The 21,744-nt window shown below is 45.2% G+C and carries 24 protein-coding genes; 19 read left to right on the forward strand and 5 right to left on the reverse strand.

The window, feature by feature from the left end; translation table 11 throughout:
• Position 1: 1 nt before the first annotated feature.
• The 19 genes from def (at position 2) to HMPREF2909_RS04875 (ending at position 15,220) form a co-directional block, all read left to right on the forward strand.
• The gene (def, locus tag HMPREF2909_RS04785) at positions 2-487 is read left to right on the forward strand and encodes a peptide deformylase (RefSeq protein ID WP_021618423.1); all 486 of its coding nucleotides are present in this window, start codon (positions 2-4) and stop codon (positions 485-487) included.
• Between the two features lie 254 nt (positions 488-741).
• A complete protein-coding gene (rpsB, locus tag HMPREF2909_RS04790; RefSeq protein ID WP_049187079.1) occupies positions 742-1,560 on the forward strand; it encodes a 30S ribosomal protein S2 in 819 nt (272 codons plus the stop codon).
• 33 nt (positions 1,561-1,593) lie between these two features.
• Positions 1,594-2,448 (forward strand): translation elongation factor Ts, encoded by an 855-nt coding sequence (tsf, locus tag HMPREF2909_RS04795; RefSeq protein ID WP_049187081.1) that lies wholly within the window; start codon positions 1,594-1,596, stop codon positions 2,446-2,448.
• Positions 2,449-2,999: 551 nt separating this feature from the next.
• The gene (gene pyrH, locus HMPREF2909_RS04800; RefSeq protein WP_022856448.1) at positions 3,000-3,716 is read left to right on the forward strand and encodes a UMP kinase; all 717 of its coding nucleotides are present in this window, start codon (positions 3,000-3,002) and stop codon (positions 3,714-3,716) included.
• A gap of 57 nt (positions 3,717-3,773) precedes the next feature.
• On the forward strand, positions 3,774-4,328 hold the full coding sequence (gene frr, locus HMPREF2909_RS04805; RefSeq protein WP_021618418.1) for a ribosome recycling factor: 555 nt from the start codon (positions 3,774-3,776) through the stop codon (positions 4,326-4,328).
• Positions 4,329-4,901: 573 nt separating this feature from the next.
• A complete protein-coding gene (locus HMPREF2909_RS04810) occupies positions 4,902-5,861 on the forward strand; it encodes a phosphatidate cytidylyltransferase (RefSeq protein WP_049187084.1) in 960 nt (319 codons plus the stop codon).
• Positions 5,862-5,878: 17 nt separating this feature from the next.
• Positions 5,879-7,072, forward strand: coding sequence for a dual-specificity RNA methyltransferase RlmN (gene rlmN, locus HMPREF2909_RS04815; RefSeq protein WP_021618416.1), 1,194 nt, complete (start codon positions 5,879-5,881; stop codon positions 7,070-7,072).
• Positions 7,073-7,099: 27 nt separating this feature from the next.
• Entirely contained in the window at positions 7,100-7,882 is a 783-nt protein-coding gene (gene hisF, locus HMPREF2909_RS04820) for an imidazole glycerol phosphate synthase subunit HisF (RefSeq protein ID WP_071415423.1), read from the forward strand.
• Positions 7,879-8,241 (forward strand): phosphoribosyl-AMP cyclohydrolase, encoded by a 363-nt coding sequence (gene hisI, locus HMPREF2909_RS04825; protein ID WP_049227203.1) that lies wholly within the window; start codon positions 7,879-7,881, stop codon positions 8,239-8,241. Before hisF ends, hisI begins: the two co-directional genes overlap by 4 nt.
• Before the next feature lie 40 nt (positions 8,242-8,281).
• Complete coding sequence (gene lgt / locus HMPREF2909_RS04830; protein ID WP_071415424.1) at positions 8,282-9,421, forward strand: prolipoprotein diacylglyceryl transferase; 1,140 nt, start codon at positions 8,282-8,284, stop codon at positions 9,419-9,421.
• Positions 9,422-9,461: 40 nt separating this feature from the next.
• Positions 9,462-10,127: a ribulose-phosphate 3-epimerase gene (gene rpe, locus HMPREF2909_RS04835; RefSeq protein ID WP_021618412.1), complete on the forward strand. Its 666-nt coding sequence runs from the start codon at positions 9,462-9,464 to the stop codon at positions 10,125-10,127.
• Positions 10,124-10,387, forward strand: coding sequence for a phosphoribosyl-ATP diphosphatase (locus HMPREF2909_RS04840; protein ID WP_021618411.1), 264 nt, complete (start codon positions 10,124-10,126; stop codon positions 10,385-10,387). The genes rpe and HMPREF2909_RS04840 overlap by 4 nt, the downstream gene beginning before the upstream one ends.
• A 27-nt stretch (positions 10,388-10,414) precedes the next feature.
• Positions 10,415-11,266: an ATP phosphoribosyltransferase gene (gene hisG, locus HMPREF2909_RS04845; protein ID WP_022856450.1), complete on the forward strand. Its 852-nt coding sequence runs from the start codon at positions 10,415-10,417 to the stop codon at positions 11,264-11,266.
• A 42-nt stretch (positions 11,267-11,308) separates the two neighbouring features.
• Entirely contained in the window at positions 11,309-11,917 is a 609-nt protein-coding gene (locus HMPREF2909_RS04850; RefSeq protein ID WP_021618409.1) for a CDP-alcohol phosphatidyltransferase family protein, read from the forward strand.
• Entirely contained in the window at positions 11,907-12,875 is a 969-nt protein-coding gene (locus HMPREF2909_RS04855; protein ID WP_071415425.1) for a DUF881 domain-containing protein, read from the forward strand. The genes HMPREF2909_RS04850 and HMPREF2909_RS04855 overlap by 11 nt, the downstream gene beginning before the upstream one ends.
• Positions 12,876-12,877: 2 nt before the next feature.
• Positions 12,878-13,210 carry a small basic family protein gene (locus tag HMPREF2909_RS04860; RefSeq protein WP_021618407.1) on the forward strand — a complete coding sequence of 111 codons (333 nt, stop codon included), beginning with the start codon at positions 12,878-12,880 and terminating at the stop codon, positions 13,208-13,210.
• An 11-nt stretch (positions 13,211-13,221) separates the two neighbouring features.
• Positions 13,222-14,055 (forward strand): DUF881 domain-containing protein, encoded by an 834-nt coding sequence (locus tag HMPREF2909_RS04865; RefSeq protein ID WP_071415426.1) that lies wholly within the window; start codon positions 13,222-13,224, stop codon positions 14,053-14,055.
• Between the two features lie 5 nt (positions 14,056-14,060).
• A complete protein-coding gene (locus HMPREF2909_RS04870) occupies positions 14,061-14,498 on the forward strand; it encodes an FHA domain-containing protein (protein ID WP_021618405.1) in 438 nt (145 codons plus the stop codon).
• 65 nt (positions 14,499-14,563) lie between these two features.
• Positions 14,564-15,220 carry a MerR family transcriptional regulator gene (locus tag HMPREF2909_RS04875; protein WP_071415427.1) on the forward strand — a complete coding sequence of 219 codons (657 nt, stop codon included), beginning with the start codon at positions 14,564-14,566 and terminating at the stop codon, positions 15,218-15,220.
• Positions 15,221-15,342: 122 nt separating this feature from the next.
• On the opposite strand, the gene HMPREF2909_RS04880 is transcribed toward HMPREF2909_RS04875, so the two are convergent.
• The 5 genes from HMPREF2909_RS04880 to HMPREF2909_RS04900 form a co-directional block, all read right to left on the reverse strand.
• The gene (locus HMPREF2909_RS04880) at positions 15,343-16,056 is read right to left on the reverse strand and encodes an HAD hydrolase-like protein (protein WP_071415428.1); all 714 of its coding nucleotides are present in this window, start codon (positions 16,054-16,056) and stop codon (positions 15,343-15,345) included.
• On the reverse strand, positions 16,049-16,396 hold the full coding sequence (locus HMPREF2909_RS04885) for an RNA polymerase-binding protein RbpA (protein ID WP_021618402.1): 348 nt from the start codon (positions 16,394-16,396) through the stop codon (positions 16,049-16,051). The genes HMPREF2909_RS04880 and HMPREF2909_RS04885 overlap by 8 nt, the downstream gene beginning before the upstream one ends.
• Before the next feature lie 71 nt (positions 16,397-16,467).
• The gene (locus tag HMPREF2909_RS04890) at positions 16,468-18,993 is read right to left on the reverse strand and encodes a DEAD/DEAH box helicase (protein WP_071415429.1); all 2,526 of its coding nucleotides are present in this window, start codon (positions 18,991-18,993) and stop codon (positions 16,468-16,470) included.
• A 16-nt stretch (positions 18,994-19,009) separates the two neighbouring features.
• Positions 19,010-19,417 carry a hypothetical protein gene (locus HMPREF2909_RS04895; RefSeq protein ID WP_071415430.1) on the reverse strand — a complete coding sequence of 136 codons (408 nt, stop codon included), beginning with the start codon at positions 19,415-19,417 and terminating at the stop codon, positions 19,010-19,012.
• Between the two features lie 149 nt (positions 19,418-19,566).
• Positions 19,567-21,513 (reverse strand): helix-turn-helix transcriptional regulator, encoded by a 1,947-nt coding sequence (locus tag HMPREF2909_RS04900; RefSeq protein WP_071415431.1) that lies wholly within the window; start codon positions 21,511-21,513, stop codon positions 19,567-19,569.
• Between the last annotated feature and the right edge of the window lie 231 nt (positions 21,514-21,744).

Consider the following 21,744-nt stretch of genomic DNA (forward strand, 5'->3'; position numbering starts at 1 on the left):
TATGGCCATTCGCGATATTCGCGTTGTTCCTGATCCAGTATTGCGCACGCCATGCGATGAAATTACCAATATTACGCCAGCAGTACGCAACCTCGTGCAGGATTTGCTCGATACCGTTGATGATCCAGGACGTGCAGGCTTATCGGCTAACCAAATTGGAGTGAGTTTGCGTGCCTTCTCATACAATATTGAAGGTAAAGTGGGCTACATCTTAAACCCTGTGCTGGTAGAAAAATCTGGCGAGCAATACGGTGATGAAGGTTGCCTGTCTGTGCCTGGACTATGGTATAAAACCCGCAGAAGCGATTATGCCAAGGTAGAAGGCATTAATCTCGAAGGAGAAAAAATCGTTCTAGAAGGCTCAGGGCTTATGGGGCGTATGCTTCAACATGAATGCGATCATCTTGACGGTCACGTGTATCTAGATCGTTTAGAAAAAGAAGAAAGGCGAGAGGCTTTGCGCTACATGCGTGCTCATCACGCTTAATAGGTGAGAGGTAGCGCTGTCTGAAGCGATAACTTTTCAGGCGTGTTGCGCGAACTTAGTATGCAGGTTCTAGTACTATAAAGCTTGCATATCGCCATTTTAGGGGTATATTCGCACAAATACTCGTAAAAAACTTTTATTGTCTATAGATATGTGAAAACGCGCTATGTGTGCGACGATTCGTGTCGGTCGGCTGTTTATACAGCTGTATGCGAATCTGCATAGCTAGGCAAGAACCGACAGAAAGGTATATCATGGCAGAAATTACCATGAGCCAGATGCTCAAGGCTGGCGTTCATTTTGGTCATCAGACTCGTCGTTGGAACCCTAAGATGAAGCAGTTCATCTTGGCTGAGCGCAACGGCATTCACATCATCAACTTGTTCAAGTCTCTCGATTTGATCGATCAGGCTTATGACTTCATTAAGCAGACCGTAGCACACAACGGCACTGTTCTGTTCGTAGGTACCAAGAAGCAGGCTGCACAGGCAGTATCTGCTGAGGCTGCTCGCGTGAACATGCCATACGTGTCTGAGCGTTGGTTGGGTGGTATGCTCACCAACTTCCAGACTGTGTCTAAGCGTGTTGTACGTATGAAGGAACTCGAAGAGATGGACTTCGATGACGTACGTTCCAGCGGTTTGACCAAGAAGGAACTCCTTCTTCTTGAGCGTGAAAAGGACAAGCTCGTTAAGCAGCTTGGCGGTATCCGTAACATGGATCGCACTCCTTCCGCAATGTTCGTTGTAGACATCAACAAGGAAGCTCTTGCAGTTGAAGAAGCTCACAAGCTCGGCATTCCTGTAGTAGCTCTTGTAGATACCAACACCGATCCAGACTCTGTGGATTACCCAATCCCAGCAAACGATGACGCAATCCGCGCTATCGAACTTCTCACAGCTTTGATGGCAGACGCAGTAGCAGAAGGTCTTCTTGCTCGTGGTGGCAAGGGTGCTAATGCAGCAGCTGCACAGCAGCCACTTGCTGAGTGGGAAACTGAACTCTTGAAGTCTGATGCAGCTAACGAAGCTGCTCCAGCTCAAGCAGAAGCTGAAGCAGCTCAGGCTGAGTAAAAAAGAAATTTTTCAGGTTTTGAGGAGATAAAAATGGCACAGATTACTGCTGCTCTTATTAAGGAAGTGCGTGACGCTACAGGCGCAGGCATGATGGACGTTAAGAAGGCTTTGACTGAAGCTGAAGGCGACATTGCACGCGCAAAGGAAATCATCCGTGCAAGCGGTATTAAGGCTGCTGGTGCACGTGAAGGTCGTAAGGCTCAGGAAGGTCTTATTGCTTCTTCCGTAGCTAACACAGCAGAAGGTCAGACTGGTTACGCGGTTGAGCTTAACTCTGAGACTGACTTCGTAGCAAAGACTGATGCTTTCGTAGAGCTCGGTGATACCGTTGTAGCAGCTGCTCAGGCAGCAGATGCTCGCAATGAAGAAGCAGTTTTGGCAGCATCCACCGATGCTGGCACTGTGAAGGACACCATTGACGAAGCAGGTGCACTCTTCCACGAGCACGTAAAGCTCGGTCAGGTTGCATCCGTAAGCGGTCCACACGTAGAAGTTTATGCTCACCGCAAGTCTGTGGAACTTCCACCATCTATCGTTGCTATGGTGGCAACTGATGAAGCTGGTGCTGAAGTTGCTCACGAAGTTGCTTTGCAGATTTCTGCTATGGCTCCACAGTGGCTTACCCGCGAAGATGTTCCAGCTGATGTTGTGGAATCCGAAAAACGCGTAGCTACCGAAAAGTCTTTGGCAGAAGGCAAGCCAGAAGCAATCGTTCCAAAGATTGTTGAAGGTCGCATGAACGCTTTCTACAAGGAAGTTGTTCTGCTCGAGCAGGCATATGTGAAGGATCCATCCAAGACCATCGGTGACCTGTTCAAGCAGGTTGGTGGCCAGGCTGTTGCCTTTGCTCGCGTAGAAGTTGGTAAGGGTGAAGACGCTGAGTAAGCGTTAAAACTTTACTCAACACTCAACATGAAGCACTTTGGGGGCAGACACTTTCGGGTGTCTGCCCTCTTTGTTGTTTTTTATGCTGAGTCTCGGGGTTTAAGTTGTTGATACCCGCACGTGTTGATCATAAAATGCCTAACGTGGCAGGTCATATGTAAGCTCGCAACGAATTGATCGAGTGTTTTTTATCCGAGTGCTGTATCGTACATAGCTATCAATAGCTTTACTCGTTACAGCTATCAGAGCCTCTAAACCAGTGCTGGTAAAAGCTTTACCATGTACAGCTAACGTCTGCTGTGTAAGTTGCAACAGAAAACGCGCTCATCTTCGCCTCCATAGCACGCGCGGAAAACAGTTAGTGTAACCAGCTGTGTCAGTACCGCCATATCAAGACACACGTCGGTAAGACCTACCAATCACACGAGCCCTGACACCCCTCTATACACGAGCGCTTTCGTAGCTTTTTCTCTATAGTGCACGCAACACCCTTGTAGGGGCGAAAAGGTAGACTTAAAACAATTTTGTATGCTGACGAAAGGAACGTCATAGTGAGTGCACAGCGTCGCGTTTTACTGAAGCTTTCCGGTGAAGCTTTTGGCGGAGGTTCTGTGGGAATTGACACACAGATTATTAGCCGTATTGCTCAGGAAATCCACACTGCAGTAAATAAAGGTGTGCAAGTAGGAATTGTTGTTGGCGGCGGTAATTTCTTCCGTGGTGCAGAACTCAGTCAAGCAGGTTTGGAACGTAGCCGTGCTGACTACATGGGTATGCTTGGAACAGTTATGAACTGCTTGGCTTTGCAAGACTTCCTCGAGCAGGAGGGACAGCCAACACGGGTGCAAACTGCTATTACTATGGGGCAGGTAGCAGAGCCTTACATTCCGCTTAAAGCTATTCGTCATATGGAAAAGGGACGTGTGGTTATTTTCGGTTCAGGTGCGGGTATGCCATACTTCTCCACAGATACTGTTTCTATTCAGCGCGCTCTTGAAATTGGTTGCGAAGAAGTTCTTATGGGAAAGAATGGGGTAGATGGTGTGTATACTGCTGATCCTCGTAAAGACCCATCAGCAACTTTGCTTCGTCATGTGAGTTTTAACCGAGCTTTAGTTGATAATTTAGCTGTTATGGACGCTTCTGCATTATCTATGGCTCGCGATAACAATATGCATATTCGCGTATTTGGTTTGGAAACACCAGGAAACGTCACTGCTGCATTAACTGGTGAAAATATCGGTACGATAGTATCGAACGAAGAATAAAGAATACAGGTATTCTGAGAAATCAAGAATTCTATATACCCAAAGAAAGAGGATAAGATGGCAACAATCGTTGATCAAGCTCGTGAACAGATGAAAAAGACCGTTGAATCTACTCAAGAGAATTTTGCTGGTATTCGTACTGGTCGTGCAAACCCAGCATTTTTGAACCCAATTATGGTTGATTATTATGGTGCTCCAACACCGTTGAAAGCTCTAGCTACCATCGGTGTTCCTGACGCACGCACCTTGGCTGTAACTCCATTCGACGCTTCCCAAGCTAATGTTGTGGAGAAGGCTATTCGCGATTCTGATTTGGGAGTTAACCCTCGTCGTGACGGCAATGTTATTCACGTAACCATGCCAGAGCTGACTGAAGAGCGTCGCAAGGAATACGTAAAGATTGCTCGTACGAAGGCAGAAGACGGCAAGATTGCTGTGCGCAATATTCGTCGTAAGACAAAAGAAAATATTGACGCTGCTATTAAAGATGGCGATTTCGGAGAAGACGAAGGTAAGCGTTTGCTTAAGGATTTGGAAGACGCTACAAAGAAGATTACTGATGAAATCGATACCATGTTAGCAAGCAAGGAAAAAGAAATTCTGTCCGTCTAAGAAATTCTATCTGTCGGATGCATGCTTGGCTTATATAAGTTCATGCTTAAATGGCAATTCGTACTTGGAAGACTAGAAAAGACTAAAAGATAACGAGCATCGTCTGTTTCAGGTACGGATTGCTGGATTTTTTGGGTTAAATTACGATGAATAGTATTGCTCAGGACTACCCAGATGAAACGAATGACGCAGACTTGTGCTACGAAGCGATATTGAGCTTGAATGAGTAAGTTGATGCTGAATCTAACTTGTGTGGTAAGGCTCTTGTCTCAGGTGCGGAGGGGTGAGCTGCGATTAAATGAGTATGACTCTATACAGTAGCTCTCATGTGTGAGCTTGTTCTGGCGCTCGTCACGAATATGGGCATCATGCTAAAGCTCGTACCGAGATAGAATTTCAGTAGGTTAAGCGAGAATATTACTGTTGCGATATATTGCAGAAGTATCAGTAGGATTTCATACGTTAGGACTTATACGTTTATCCTGAAAATGCGGAGGTCTCAGTGCTCTTGCCTTAGTTATGCTGGAATCAAGCAGATGAACTGAGGCAAGCAGTATTGACGAGGAGAACACGATGACACATACTTCACCAACGAATCAACCACAAGAAAACGCGCTTGATGCTATAAATAAACGCACGGGGCGTAATATGGTGCAGGCTGTGGCAACAGGTGCTCTGCTCGTTGCCATGGTTGTGGGAAGTTTGGTTTTTGAAAAACAGATTTTCTTAGCTCTGGTTATTGTTTTCGTTGCTATTGCTCTGTGGGAGTTGCGTGTTGACTTTGCAGTCATTGGCATACGCATTCCTATTGTGGCATTGTGGATTATGAGCACAGCCACTATGCTCGCCACATTCTATCTTCCCGGGGTTTCTCATACCGTTGTGGCTGCAATCGGTTGTTTACTTACAGCTGCTGTTGTGGCTCTTATCTCAACGATTGTGCGTAGCAATCATCAGGGAGTAGACAAAGCGGTGGCTAAAAAACGAGTGCACCCTCATTCGCAAGTATCTGCGCGTGAACCGAAAACTATGACGCATGTAGGAGCGTCTTTGCTTGCCGTTTTCTATGTTACGGTTCTTGCCAGCTTTATTGTTCTGCCGCTGACAAGAGACCATCCTGTAGCTTTTGAATTTATGATTATTTTCTTGCCTTCACTGGGTGATATTGGTGGGCTTATTTTCGGCGCAGCTTTTGGCACGCATAAGTTATCTCCTCGAATTTCGCCTAAGAAGAGCGTAGAAGGCTTGCTTGGTTCTATTCTGTTTGCCGTCGTTGGATCCTTAGCTATAGGTTTCTTTACCTATTCCAGATCTGATTTTGTGATGCATCTTCCTGCATTGGTTATTTTGGGTGTGTGCGTCGCAATTGTAGGCCTTTTTGGTGATTTATGTGCTTCTATGCTCAAGCGAGATATGGGACTGAAAGATATGGGACATATCTTGGCTGGACACGGTGGCGTTTTAGATCGTGCAGACTCGATTTTGATGTGCGCACCAGTTATTTGTATGCTAGTAATGGCTTTTGGCTTGTAGGACGTGTGAAGGATAGTATGGCAATTCAGCGCGAACACGATTTAGGAAGTGGCATTACTGAGGGCGGCACTCAGGGTGCTTTTCGTGATGTTTTAGCAAAAAATCATTCCCGACGTGGTAAGGCTCCCTTACATTTAGTGGATATGACTGATGAACAGCGCAAAGAGGTAGCGGCTCAATTAGGCATGCCCGCTTTTCGCGTGAAACAGTTGGCCCAGCATTATTTTGCGCATGGAGATACAGACGTTCATAATTATTCTGATTTCCCTGCTCGCTTTGCTGACGTTGCGAAAGAAGCATTTTTCCCTACACTGATTGAACCGGTGGCTGAACAAGAAGCCGATAATGGCGAGACGATTAAAACTTTGTGGCGTCTTTTCGACGATTCGCGCATTGAATCGGTGTTGATGAAGTATCCGACGCGCACTACGCTGTGTATTTCCAGCCAAGTGGGGTGTGGTATGGATTGTCCATTTTGCGCGACGGGGCGATTGGGGCTGACGCGCAATATGTCCGCTGGAGAAATCGTGGAGCAAGTGCGCATTGCTGCATACCAATGTGCGCACGGCCGGTTGCCAGGCGGTTCAACACGTTTAAGCAATATTGTTTTTATGGGCATGGGCGAAGCTTTAGGTAACTATAAGGCAATGATGACGGCTATTCGTCAAATTAGTGCTTTACCTCCTGAAGGTTTAGGTATTTCTGCACGTAATATAACGCTGTCTACCGTTGGTGTTGTTCCGGGTATACGTAAGCTTATTAATGAGCATATTCCTGTACGCTTAGCTGTTTCTTTACACGCGCCAAGCGATGAATTACGCAACGAACTCGTACCTATGAATAAGCGTTTTAATACTACCCAGGTTTTGGATGCAGCGCATGATTACTATCTGAGCTCAAAACGTCGCGTCAGTATTGAGTATGCGTTAATGCGCGGTATTAACGATCAAGCTGAACATGCCAAGCTATTAGCTAAGCGTTTGAATCATTATGGTGACGATTGGGTGCATGTTAATCCTATCCCTCTTAATCCTATTGAAGGATCCAAGTGGACGGCTTCTAAGCCAGAAGATGAGCAACGCTTCATAGAAATTCTTCGCAGCGCGGGTATTTCTGCTACTTTACGCGATACTCGAGGAAGCGATATTGATGGAGCCTGCGGTCAGTTAGCAGCTAAAGAATTAGCGAATAATTTAGTAAGCCGTTCTTAAACGTGCTTGAATAGCTCAAGGAGAAGTATGTCTATTGCAGTGCGCGTTATTCCGTGCTTAGACGTGGATGCAGGTCGCGTGGTTAAGGGTGTGAATTTTCAGAACCTGCGCGATGCCGGAGACCCTGTTGAATTAGCACGTGAATATTATCGACAGGGTGCTGATGAACTGACCTTTCTCGACGTTACTGCGTCAAGTAAAGGACGCGAAACAACGTGCGATATGGTACGCCGTACAGCTGAAGAACTGTTTATACCGTTGACTGTTGGCGGTGGCGTGCGCACAGTAGAAGATGTAGATAAGCTTTTGCGTTGCGGAGCCGATAAAGTAGGAGTGAATACTGCTGCTATTAATGATTCTGATTTAATTAGTCAGGTAGCAGATCGTTTTGGCGCTCAGGTTTTAGTTCTGTCTATTGATGCTCGTCGTGAAAATAACCCTGACGGCTCTAGGCACACACAATCTGGGTATGAAGTAACCACAATGGGAGGAAAACATCGAACAGGTATTGATGCCGTAGAATGGGCACAAAAAGCGGCTGAATTAGGAGCCGGCGAGATTCTGCTCAATTCTATGGACGCAGATGGCACTCAAGATGGCTTCGATATTGAAATGATTCGCGATGTTCGGTCTGTGGTGTCGGTACCGATCATTGCCAGCGGTGGCGCAGGACGAGTAGAAGATTTCCCTCCAGCTATTGAAGCAGGAGCAGATGCTGTGCTCGCGGCATCTGTTTTCCACTTCGGACAGTTAACTATTGCACAAGTAAAAGAGGAATTGCGCAATAACGGACATGAGGTACGGTTATGACGTTAAGTGTAGAAGAAATCGCACAGCGCCTCAAACACGATGACAAAGGCTTAGTTGCTACAGTTATTCAGCAGTATGATTCTGGTCGTGTGCTGATGGTGGGGTATATGAATGACGAGGCATTACATCGTACCTTGACGCAAGGCAGAGTTACGTTCTGGTCTCGCTCACGGCAGGAATACTGGCGTAAGGGCGATACTTCTGGTCATGCGCAGTACGTGAAAAAGATCGAGATTGACTGTGACGGTGATGCTCTTCTCATTCAAGTAGACCAAGTAGGAGCTGCTTGTCACACAGGAGAATACTCGTGTTTCGACACTGGTGGTCAGTTAGAAGCTTATGTAGGTACAGCTGAGTAGTCTCGACATTAGAAGAACACAGTATTGTGAGGACACTTTCATGAACTTAGCATTCATTCCTTCACCATCAATATCCAGTTTTAATATTGGTCCGGTGACCATTCGCTTCTATGCTTTGGCTATTCTCATTGGTCTATGCGTAGCAGTGTGGCTGACTACTGTGCGTTGGAAAAAGTTGGGAGGATCTTTCGACCAGATTATTGACGTTACCCTCGTAACTGTTCCATCGGGAATTATTGGCGCACGTTTATATCATGTTTTTACCACCCCTGAGCTGTATTTTGGTAAAAGTGGCAATCTAGGCGATATTCTGCGCATTTGGAATGGTGGTCTAGGCATTTGGGGAGCAGTTGTGCTCGGATCTCTTGCTGTATGGGCATGGTGCCGTTACAAGAAATACTCTATGGCATTATTAATGGATGCAGTCGCCCCAGGTCTGCTGATTGCCCAGGGTATAGGACGTTTAGGAAACTGGTTCAATCAAGAACTATACGGTGCACCAACCACGCTACCATGGGGGTTGAAGCTCAATTCCCACGCATCGGCTATAGGTTCAGCTCAAGCTTGCTATGATGGCACGTCTTGCCCGAGCCTGTACGACAATCTTTACCATCCAACCTTCTTGTATGAGATGTTATGGAATTTCTTAGGTGCCGGCTTGCTCTTATGGCTTGGATCTAAGATTACTGCACGCTTTAAAGCTGGCACTCAGTTTGCTCTGTACGTTATGTGGTACACAGCAGGACGCACGTGGATTGAAATGCTTCGCATTGATCGCTCCCATGAATTCCTCGGATTACGATTGAACGTGTGGGTTGCTTTATTGACTTTCATTACTGGCGTTATCGCATTTGTTGTGATTCAAAAGTGTAATCCTCAAACGAGCAATCTTCAGACTCGCCTAGCTCACGTTACTGAGTTAGAAAATAAAGTAGCTTCTGGAGATTTAACGAGCCGCCAGTTGCGCGCTCAGCTTGACGAGGAATCTCTGGAAGAAAAGCGTGAACTCAAGCAAAAGCAAGCTGAAGATCTCGATCAGAAAAAGATTCATGCTGAAGCCGAGAAATCTTTGTATGAACAAGCTAAGGCTTTGGTTGCTAGCAATCATAAAAATGCAAAACATAGCAGCGAATCCCAAGAATCCGAAGAATCTTCAGAATCTAAGAAAACGCAAAACTGAAAGACATCTCCGTCTGTCTTTCACCATAAAATGAGGAACTATGACTATTCAAATTGCACCAAGTATTTTATCTGCTGATTTCGTCAACCTCGAGAGCGAACTTAACGCAATCGCTACCGCTGATTTAGTTCACGTCGATGTTATGGATCACCATTTTGTTCCTAACTTGACTTTGGGTGAGCCAATCGTTAAGCGTATTTGTGAAGTAAGCCCTATTCCTGTAGATGCTCATTTGATGATTGAAGATCCTGATCGTTGGGCACCAGAATTTGCTAAGGCTGGCGCAGATTCTGTAACCTTCCATATGGGTGCCGCTCATGCTCCTGTACGTTTGGCTCGACAGCTTCATGATATGGGAGCTAAGGCATGCTTCGCAGTTCGTCCAGCAGAACCGGTAGAGCCAATTTTCGATATTCTCGAAGAATTCGACATGATTTTGATTATGACGGTGGAACCTGGTTTCGGCGGTCAGAAATTCTTAGACAATCAGATGAATAAGGTTCGCCGTTTACGAGACGAAATTACACGCCGCGGTTTAAGCACCAAGATTCAGGTAGATGGTGGTGTAAGCCCATCTACAGCAGCTATCGTAGCAGAAGCAGGCGCAGACGTGCTGGTTGCAGGTTCGGCAGTCTACGGTGCAGATAATCCGGCTGAAGCTATTGCAGCGATCCGTCAAAAAGCAGAGGAAGCATTCCGCGCATGAAAACATTTGAAGAACTCTTTACTGAATTAAGCGCAAAAGCGGCTGAAGGCACTGAAGGCTCTTTAACCGTGGACGAGCTGAATAAAGGCACTCATTTTATTGGCAAGAAAATCTTGGAAGAAGCAGGCGAGACCTGGACAGCAGCCGAATATGAAGGTGCTGCACGCACTGCTGAAGAAATGAGTCAGCTCATTTATCATGTGCAAGTCATGATGATTAAAAAAGGTATTTCTTTAGAGGACCTCTACAAGTACCTCTAAATTGTGAACAAAAGATAGGGAAGACGCATGTTAAAAATTGCTGTACCGAATAAGGGTATGCTGTCTGAACCAGCGTGGGATTTGCTTAAAGAAGCAGGCTACCGTCTGCGTACTAATGCACGCCAACTGGTAGTAGAAGACCCTAATAACGGTATTCAACTTTTTTACTTGCGTCCTCTCGACATCGCAGTTTATGTTGGAAGCGGCATTATTGATTTAGGTATTACTGGTCGCGATATGCTGCTGAATTCCGAAACAGATGCGATTGAGCAGATGCCTTTGGGCTTTGGAGACTCAACTTTCCGTTTTGCAGCTCCAAATGAGAGCAATATTATGACTGTCGAGGATTTGGATGGTAAACGCATTGCCACCTCCTTCGACAAAGTTGTTGCCGATTATATGGAAAACCTCGGCTTGAAGGCACGTATTGTCCATCTTGATGGGGCAGTAGAATCCTCAGTTCAGCTTGGTGTGGCAGATGCAATTGCCGATGTTGTGTCTACGGGAACTACTTTACGCAATGCAGGTTTGCGTATTTTTGGTGATCCAATAGTGACGTCGGAAGCCATTGTGGTGCGCTCTCCACGCATTGCTGAAAATAATCCTGAACTTGTTGTTTTCCAGCGCCGCCTCAAGGGCGTTTTAACTGCACATAATTACGTGCTCATGGATTACGATATTCCTGTATCGAAAGTGGGGACAGCAGTAGCGATTACGCCTGGATTTGAATCGCCTACAGTGTCTCCTCTGCATGATTCACAGTGGGTAGCTGTGCGCGCTATGGTTCCACGTTCCGAAGTGAATATACTGATGGATCAGCTCTATGAAGTAGGTGCTCGCGCTATTATTATTACAGGAATTCAAGCTTCACGCATGTAGAGGATCGGATTGGCTGCAGAGAAAACACACGATACGGATACAATGACAGATGAGACTTTACTATTAAAGCCAAGTAATAGGATTATTACATGGCCAAATTTTGTGAGCCTCATTCGTCTTTTGACTATTCCGTTGATTGCGATTCAGATTACTCAAGGTCATCTTTTTATCGGCTTAATCGTTTTGGCTATATCCGCTTTAACCGATGGCATAGATGGATTTTTAGCACGACGATTAAATCAGATTACGAAGCTCGGTCAGATTCTTGACCCGATTGCCGACCGTCTTCTTATTGTCAGCTCTATCTTAGCTTTGGGATTTGCAGGTTTCCTGCCATGGTGGTTCATTATTGTGGTGGGATTACGCGATTTTATTTTGGGTGTGCAGATTATTGTTCTGGCACAGTATGATTACGGTCCGCTTCCTGTGCATTTTGTGGGAAAAACAGCCACAGCAATGATTATGACGGATATTCCTGTTCTAATGATCTCAGGTATGGGGCAATCTTGGATTTTTAACGCATTAGAGAATTTTGGAGTAGCTCTTGCGATCTGGGGAGTAGCACTTTACTGGGTTGCTGGTGTTATTTATATTAAGCAGGGGATGAGGCTTATTCGCCAGGCTCACGAGGAGAAACGTGATGGAGAATAAGCCTTCACCCGTTCCTAGTGTTATTCCGCCGCAGTTAAGCGAAGAAGCGCAGCAGCGTTCACGTGTTACTTTTTCCAGTGATGCCGGAAAACTCAGTAAAAGACGCATCGAAACGCGCTCATCACAAAACTCACAGTCAGCGCGTTCGCAGTCGCGCAGAACTCCCAAGTCCTCTCAATTATTAGAGGACTTAATGCGCCATCCGCTCGATCCTCTTTTTGAGGACGCTACTTTAACAGCGCATACAATATCGCGTACACAGCGCATTATTACGCATATTATTTCTTTTATTCTGTGCGTGGTTGTAGGTTTTGGCAGCTCTCAAGCAGTACGGATCTTACGGGGTCAATCTCGAGAAAAAGTGCGTGCACAATTAGCAGCGCAACTTGTTGCTACTACAAAAAATGCACAAGACCTCGAAAATACTGTTAAAAAACAGCAAAAAGAACTGCTCAATCTTACGCGACAAACGAAAAACGAAGCTAATACTATCAGTAAAATACGTGATTCCTATATTCTTACCGCACAGTCAGCAGCGCGAGGTTCGGGTATAACGATGACGCTGACTAATCCGAGCACGGATGATTCAGCGACCAAAGGACGTGTTACAGATGGTCAGTCAAACGCATTAGTAAGCGATGCGCAATTGCAATATATTTTATCTTTGCTCTGGCAAGCAGGTGCTGAAGCTATCAGTATTAATGATGTGCGTATAGGACCTCAAACTGCTGTACGTTCAGCTGGAGGCACTATACTGGTGGGTATTACGGCAGTGCAAAGCCCTTACGCAATTCGCGCTATTGGTAATGCACAGATTATGCAGAATGCTGTGGATTCCTCACGTATAGCTTCTATACTGTTCACCCCGATTGGAGTTTCTATGACAGTTACTCACAGCAAAGTTCTCGACCTTCCTGCGGCAAATGCTGTGAGTATTGAACGAGCACGAAAGGAGTAACTATGGCAGCAGTATTGGGTATTATTGTTGGCGTTGTTGCTGGCATTTTTGTTCGAACAGATGTTCCTGTATGGCTTCAACCATATTTGCCAATTATGGTCGTAGCTGCTTTAGACGCATTACTTGGAGCTGCACGCTCTTTCTTTGAACGTAATTTTTCTGACCGAGTTTTTGTTATTTCCTTTATTTCTAACGTTGGTACTGCAGTGCTGTTGGTTTATATTGGAACGTTGCTAGGAGTAAGCTCGCAGTTAACTACTGCAGTTATTGTGGTTCTTGGTATTCGTATCTTCTCGAATGTGTCGGCTATTCGACGCTTTATCTTTAGATCCTAGGCAGGGTAGATATGGTAGGAGATACTCAGCGCGACTCAAAGCCTGAAGCAGACGAAATTCAGACAGGCGTTTTTCCCGCAGTTGAAAAACGTTCACCTCGAGGAAGCAATACCCGTGTAATTTCCTCATGGAGCGAGTTTGCTCATGCTATCCGTACGAATCGTCATGCGCGAGGGGCTATTAGTTCCCTTATTTTGCTATGTTTGGGAGCATCGGTAGGTTTTGCATTTATGGTTCAGCAACGCATTACCGATACGTCGTATACATCACTGAGCGAGTCAGAACTTGTTACTCTTTTAAGTGAAACAGATAATCAAATCTCGCGACTTGAAAGTCAACGTTCTCAGCTCAGTCAGCAGTTGCAGTCCATTCAATCAGCAGCAGATAAACAAAAAGAAATTGAACGCGTTGTGCAGGAAAATAAAGATGCCAACGATATTTTGAGTGGACGTGTAGCAGCTCGAGGTGAAGGTATTACTATTACAGTAACGCAGGGAACTAAGAAAAAAATTTCTGCCGCAGCTTTATATACGTTGATTGAAGAACTACGCAATGCCGGAGCAGAGGTTATTCAAATTGGCAATGTTCGTGTGGTCACCTCCACATATATTGTTGATACCGAATCAGGATTAATGAGTGACGGCCAATATCTGAGTGCGCCGTACACGATTAAAGCAATAGGAGACCCCTCCAACCTCCAAAATGCTGTGGATATTAATGGTGGAATAGATTCATCACTGCGCGTGAATTACGGAGCGAGAGTTGTGGTCAAGCAAGCTAACGAGGTAAATATTACTGCGCTGGCTAACAGTTTTGAATATAAGTACGCCCAAACAGTAGAATAAGAGTTATGGTTATTTCAATTCCGACAGCCGGAGAGACAACAAGTATTGGTTTACCAGCTATAACAGTTCCTGTTACAGCTACGGGGGAGCGCCCATTAACGCAGGAAGATATGAACACGATTGCTCAGCTTTCTGATACATCCGCTTTACTGATTGCAACACGCGGAGCAGATGGAGCACGTTATCTTTTGGATGCAGACGTTATTACTGCAGGACGTGATGCGGCCAGCGATATTGTGCTCGACGATAACACTGTATCGCGTGAGCATACGATTTTTAAGCGCTCAGGAAGTGTTTTTACTGTTGAAGATGCAGGAAGCTTAAACGGTACTTATGTGAACCGTGAACGCGTTGATTCTGCACGCCTGAACAGCGGAGATGAGATTATTATCGGGCGTTTCCGCTTTGCTTTCTTCACAAAGTCTCCAGCTGTTGTGCAGTAAGTCAACACAATCAACACATTTCTCGCTCTACAATATGTACTAGAAAAAATGTGAAAGTTGGGGTTATGGAAGAAACAGAACGTCCACAGTTAAGTTTGCATGTGCGGTTATCTGAACGTCAGGATTTGAGTAATTATAATGCCATTCAGGGTACACTTTTTACTCTTGATGGTAATCGTGAAGAGGTGGGGTACAGGGGAGTAGTAGCCTCTAAAGTTGCCGGTATCACCTATCGCCAGCTCGATTATTGGGCACGCAAACATATTGTGGAACCGAGCATTACCCCATCGACAGGCTCTGGTTCACGTAGGCTATATTCTTTTAAAGATATTATTATTTTAGCTGTAGCGAAGAAATTGCTCGATACGGGTGTGAACCTCAATAATGTGACCACAGCTTTGAGCTATTTGAGTACCAGCAGCATGGATAAGCTTGAAACAGCCATTATTGTGTCTGATGGTATGCATATTTTTGAATGCACAAGCGAAGCTGAAATGCTTGAATTATTGCGTGCGGGTCATGCTGTATTTGGCATTTCCGTGGGTGTTTTGTATACCGAAATTACTGAAGCGTTACGCAATGAAGAATCTTCTCAGCCAGAGAATGCTGCGCCACGAGTACGCAATAATTCAGTACAAACTATTGATGAGTTAGCGCAGCATCGTATGCGTCGCAAATTGGAATTACAGCAGCGTGCATTACATCAAGCACAAGTTGGTTAAGTAATTTTTATAAACAAAACCGCTGAAACTCTTGAGAGAAGGATCAGCGGTTTTGTTTATCTAAACGTATTCAGTAATCACATCATATCAAATCTGACATAACGTACATTATCGGGATAATCTTAATTATTATTGAAAGCTTTTTCTACAGCCTCAACAAGATCATCTACTGTTGGAGCAACAACATCACAGTTATGTTCTTCGAACTCACCTTCAGCCGCATAACCCCATCCAGCGCCGATAGCTGGAATACCGTTTTCGTGAGCGCCATCAATATCTGTCCAACGATCGCCAACCATAACTGCACGGTCGCCGTCATCGTCGCTGTAATGGATTTTCTCGAATACGTAGCGGATAATTTCATTCTTGTGTAAACGGCTGGTATCTGAGCCGCCTGTAGCTCCAAATATTCCTGTTACGAGATATTCCAAACCAATATGTTCACACAGCAAAATTGCTTCACGCTGAGGTTTTGCTGTACATACCACGAGCATATAGCCCATCTCGCGCAATTTTTGGAGCTGACCTAAGTATCCGAAATACATGCGGCTCAAATACAGTCCAGGAATAAGCTGCCCAGGGCTTTGAGGGTCGTCGAAATATGGCTTGGTATAAGACTCACGGAAGAAATCAACAGCTTCCTGAGCATTGTCTTCAAAGCCGTGTGTGCTAAAGGAATCAAGCAATGGCGGGCCAATAAAAGTATTTAACTCGTCATCTGTAGGTAGCGGCTTATTGAAATGCTCGAAAGTCAAGCGCACAGATGCCAAAATACCTGGATGGGATTCAACTGTTGTACCGTCAAGGTCAAGTAAAACAATGCGTCGATTACTCATAATCTGGGAACCATCCTTCACGCTTCATTTGTAAACGCTTTTCAAGTAAAGTCTTGAGCTCTTCTGGTGTACGCCTTTCTAGTAACATATCCCAGTGAGTTCGTGTTGGCTTGGTAATTTCATTTGGCTCTTCGTCTTCTGCATTTTCCAGCTTTGCGGTTTGACCGCAACGGCATTCCCACTCTAATGGTGGTTCTGCTTCAGAAGATAAAGGCAAAATTGTTTTATGTCCGTGTGGACATACATAACTCACATCGGTGCGGTCTGCGAACTCGACGTTATCGTCAGATTCGAGAGATTTTGCACCAATGCTCATACCACGAAGGCTACGCTCTGCCATACATTTTCTCCTTAGTTATTCCCTATCTACCGTACAAAACACAGCAGACTGAAGTATTATTCCTGTAGCTGTTAAATCGGATTTAATGCTACAATACCGTGATTAATCACATCATAAGCTTCATTAGCTACTCGCGAGAGATCATCGTTGCCGAGAATGATGCCGATATGAGCTAACTGTGTGAGTACATCACATGTACGATTACAGCTACGCACGAAATCTCCTGCTGTTAAATCTGGTGCGTTGCGTAAGACATCAGTAAGAGGCTTCTCACTAACCCAATCAAACATGACTTCTACAAGACCAAAATCAATATCTGCGTTCGTATCCAAATCAAAGGATTCACACATGAACTGCAATTCCTTATCTATGACTTTAATGCGGTTAACTGTAGTAGCTAGCACTCCCCTCGCTCCACCTGGATAATGTGAAGGTTCACGAGTTGATCCATATCGAGATTCATAGACAAAAGCTGCCATCAGTGCAGCACATTCTTGGGCATCGAGATTGTTAAAAATTCCCTCGTCAATGCACTGAGCGAGTAATAAATCATTTTCGCTATACACGTGACGCAGTAAATCTCCGCGTTGTGTGAGTTCTAGCTCTCCCCTAGAACCTTCGCGAAGATAATCCAAGTGAGTTAGTACTGAACAAATACGGTCAAAATGACGAGATACGGATTGCGTACGAGAAGCTACTCGGTTTTCTAAATGCTCCAATTCTCGTGTTTGACGAGCCCAGCGATGACCCCAACGCACATGATCAGAAAAATCAGGACAATTTTTGCACGAATGGGTTTTTTCCTTATTTTTCAGAACAGCAAGTTTCTTATCTAACTGGGCAAAAGCCTTTTTGCGCTGCGATTCAGAGCGGAAAACCGTAGATTTAAGAATACGACGGTCATGCTTTTCGATATCGGAAATTTTCATACGAATACGCATAAAGTCTTCGAAATCGCCCATATCGCAGTGCATTGCTTCACTATACGAGCCCACGATGCTGCGTGTTTCTTCTAAGGTGGCGACCAAACTGTCTGCAGAAGCATTTGCTTCCCATTGAGCGAAAGAATGATCTAAAGTAGCTCGTGACTGTTCTAAAGTATGCGTATGCAAAAGGTTTACAGCCATGTTAAAAGTAGGCGTAAAACTTGAGTGTAAAGGATATACACGCTTCGAAGCTAAATTAGCTGCAGCTGCCGGCACAAAATCTTGGTGATCTACGACTACAGCATGCCCAATAATATCAATACCACGACGACCTGCACGTCCAGTAAGCTGCGTGAACTCGCCAGGAGTCAGATTCACATGTCCTACCCCATTAAATTTCACGAGTTTTTCTACAATAACGCTACGTGCTGGCATATTAATACCTAAAGCCAAAGTTTCTGTAGCGAAAACAACTTTAATAAGACCTTGCTCAAAAAGAGCTTCAACGATATGACGGAAAAGTGTAATCATGCCCGCGTGATGTGCCGCAAATCCCAACTCTAGAGCTGCTAAGAAGTGATGGAAATGCAGAGCTTTCTTCTCATCAGCGCTCAGTTGACCATCAATCATCTCGTTAACAACCGAGCGGATACGATGAACTTCTTGCGGCGTTGTCAGCTCTAAACCTGCTTGCAAGCACTGCTGAACAGCTTTATCACAGCCTGTTCGAGAGAAAATAAAATAAATTCCCGGTAGCATACCAAGAAAGTCAAGTTCGTCTACAACCGCCCACCTTTTCGGCGTGTAATGGCGTATAGGTGCCGGAAGAGCGCGCGAACGTTTTCTGCCATGATTGTCCAGTCCGAAAGATTTACGGTTTCGACTTGCTGCTTCACGACGTGCTTGATCATCTAAATTCGCTAAAGCTTGAACAAGCGAACGGTTAATTTTAGTGGATTGAGGGCTTTGATACAGGTCAAAAACCTGCGGTTCTTTACGTGCAGATTCTTGAAGCAGAACATGCTGTAACAGCGGAACAGGTCGTGTTTCTGACATAATCAGCGCAGTATCTCCTCGCACAGAGCGAATCCACGCAGTAAAATCCTCAATATTCGACACTGTTGCAGATAAGCCAATAATTTTAACAGTATCTGGTAAATGAATAATAACTTCTTCCCATACTTGGCCGCGCATACGGTCAGCAAGGTAATGAATTTCATCAAGAACCACGTATCTTAAAGCGTTGAGTGTGCTTGATTTTTCATAGAGCATATTGCGCAACACTTCAGTAGTCATAACGACAATATCTGCTTCGGAATTAATAGAGACATCGCCGGTGAGCAGCCCTACCCTATCTTCACCATATGCGGCAGCCAGCTCATGGAACTTCTGATTACTTAAAGCTTTAATTGGCGTCGTATAGAATGCCTTCACATTACGTTGCTGCGCCAAGAAAATAGCGAAGTCTGCTACAACAGTTTTGCCCGCTCCTGTAGGCGCTGCTACTAAAACATTCTGATTATTTTCGAGTGCTTGGCATGCATCACGTTGAAAATCATCGATATCGAAACTTAAAGACTGAGAAAAAAGCCCTGTTAGGCTTTTACGCTGTTTTTGGGATGCCTGGAAAGCAGCATAACGCTGTGCAGGACTTAGTTGTTCTTCGGACATAGACCCTTAATCTGTATTAGTCTAGATTAGTATTAAGTCGAGCACGTTCATCGCTAATCTGCGCTGCTTGCTCCAACTGCTCGCTCATCTGTTCGAGATCTTTCTGAGAGTAGCTCGTCCAGCGGTTAAAAGCTTTTTCATGACGTAATGAACGTGCTATATGCTTCTTCTCTACTGCTTCGCGCGTCCTGGCATACCTATCCGCCGCATCAGTCAGCGGCCTAGTGAAGAATGGCACAGAGTCGTCCAGAGCAGCATCGCGCTCCTGTGGACTCATGCGCCCCATAATCTGCCCCACTTCGTCGGCAGTGCTACCAACTTTCGCAAGTGCATCCAACCCGTGGCGTACAACGTAATACACTCCATACGCAAAGTTAGCGAAAAGGAAAATCCACAGTAGAATCCATACCCAGAACGGAACCATATTAATTCTCCTTATTCTTCACTAAAGCGCAAATAATTCTCAACCAGACAGACAGTATAAGTAGCAACTGGAAAGCCACTATCGCAAGTCAGCCATTGAACAGACGCTACAACTCACTAAGCAACCCAATCAACACAAATCCTACCAACTCACTCAGCTTGCGTATTCATGCTAAGCTCATGCTCCGCACGAGCAATGCACATGGACTGCAAGGTTGCAGGACCCACCGCAGTAATGTGGCGTGCGTGGGCAATGCAGAAAGCAACAAACCATGAGTCGGAGGAAACAGTCAGGTGCACTTTCTGTCCTTCACCGGAATCCTCAACCTTAGCGTCTGGAAGATTCAAAATAAATGGCAAATTCTTCTGCGCGGTCACAAAGACTGCTGGAGTACCATTTTCGAAACTCCACTCCCTCAGTTCTGCTAATGGAACATCAGGAATATCAATGTCATGGCTTGGCTCCACACTTTCCACGCGACCAATACGAGCTAAACGTAATGTTTGCCATTGAGCGGAAGCTTCGTTACGAATTGGTGTGTGGCGTGGTGAATCAGCATCATATGAACGAGTGCTTGGTTCTTTACGATCTTCGTCGCTTACGCCAGTCCATACAGCTGCGTAATACACGCCCTCATCAACGTAAATCTGTGCAGGTGCAACAAGCTTATGGCGTGTGCGTCCGGCTCCATCAGTGTAATCCATATCGAGCAGTTTTCCACGCTCAATTGCATCATGTACTACCTGATAGCTAGCTGGTTCAAGTTCATAACCGGTCAAACTCAACCAAGCAGTAGAGTTCTGTGCAGCGTTATCGTTTTCTTCTTGCAAACGCTCAAACAAAACCTCAGCACTCTTACGGTAGCTTTCCGACATCAGCGGTGAATGAGCTAAATAGCTAACCGATGCTGTCAGCAAGCTCATATACTGAGCAGAAACGCCTGCCAAACGTTCTAATCCTAAGGAATTAGTAGCGGCAACAATACCTTCTGACTCCAGCAAAGACCAGTCAATATCAAAGAACTGACTTCCTGCTAACTCACCATCATCCGAAACGGTAGTTAAAGTGCCAATATCTTTGCGGATAATCTGAACGTTCTTCTTCTCCTCTTCTGGAGTATGCGGAACAGCAATAAAACGTTCAGCCAATTCGCTGAGCAAATATTCTTCGCCTAAATGAGCAGATAAGAACAACATAAGACGCAAACGGCGGTCTACTTCCGAACCTGTTTGGAAGGAAGACCCCTTACGTTCCGACTTAGAATCGCCATCCTCATCCTCGTTCTGTTCTTCAAGCTTCTTGCGCAACTCGCTGACAGCAATCAAGTTCTCAGACTCAGCAGGAACGGTTATCTCTTCAAACGCTACTGCCGCATTCAAACGACGAACGAAAGCATCAACTGCTTCCTGAGGGCTGACGATAGTTGCACCAGGATGTTCTAAGACGTACGAAGCCAAATCATCAGAATCTGTATACGCAACGTTAATATTCTCTCCGTCCACCATAACGGTAGCTGTAAAACGGCGAGAATCTACAACGCGCATGAGATTTTCAGGAATAGTTTGTGTGCCTAAACCAGGAGCTATCGAGTCTAAACCTAAACCAGGGGTTGGAGTTTGCGCAACATGAGGCTGAGTACGCGAAGCCTTGTGATTACGCCTATCTTCAGCCTTTTTTTCGTCCGACTTTGCAGACATAGCCAAAGAACGTGCCAAATAATTTGCTGCAGCTAAAATAGGTAGCTCTTCAGCTTCAAAGTGCATGCGAGTTCGAGGTTCGTCACCCAACTGCAGACGGTAGAATGCAAAATCCTGTCCCTCTGACTTGGAGGAATATTCAGGTTGACGAGATTCGATAGCAATGCCCATTGCGGTCAGCTTTGCGCGGTCACGTTGGAATTGCTTGGCAAAAGCTGCCTTCGCTGCTTGATCAGCTAATTCACCGTACGAATCAGCATACGCTTTCACACGTTGCGCTATTTGACGGGAAGTTAGCCATTGCGGGAATGCAGAAGATAAAACTGCTAATACGTCAAGTTCGTGCTTGCCCCACTTATCAGAAAATCGTCGCCTACCGTGAGAAGATCCTTCAGCCATCAGCCCTCGCGTTAATTTAAGTTGTTTATAACTCCGTCTATTATAGAGTACTTTTCTTGAAAATGCACCTTTACTGGACATTTTGGCGAATTGCGAAAAATTCGCGCTTAGTTCAGCTGATTTTTTAGGTATTTTCGTTCAGTAATGAAACAGCGATACTGCTGAAAATACTTGATTATAGCGGTTTTCCTGCGTGTGCGTATGGAGTATGCCGCGCGTATATACCGAAAC

The sequence above is a fragment of the Alloscardovia sp. HMSC034E08 genome (assembly GCF_001813415.1).
Taxonomy (GTDB): domain Bacteria; phylum Actinomycetota; class Actinomycetes; order Actinomycetales; family Bifidobacteriaceae; genus Alloscardovia; species Alloscardovia omnicolens.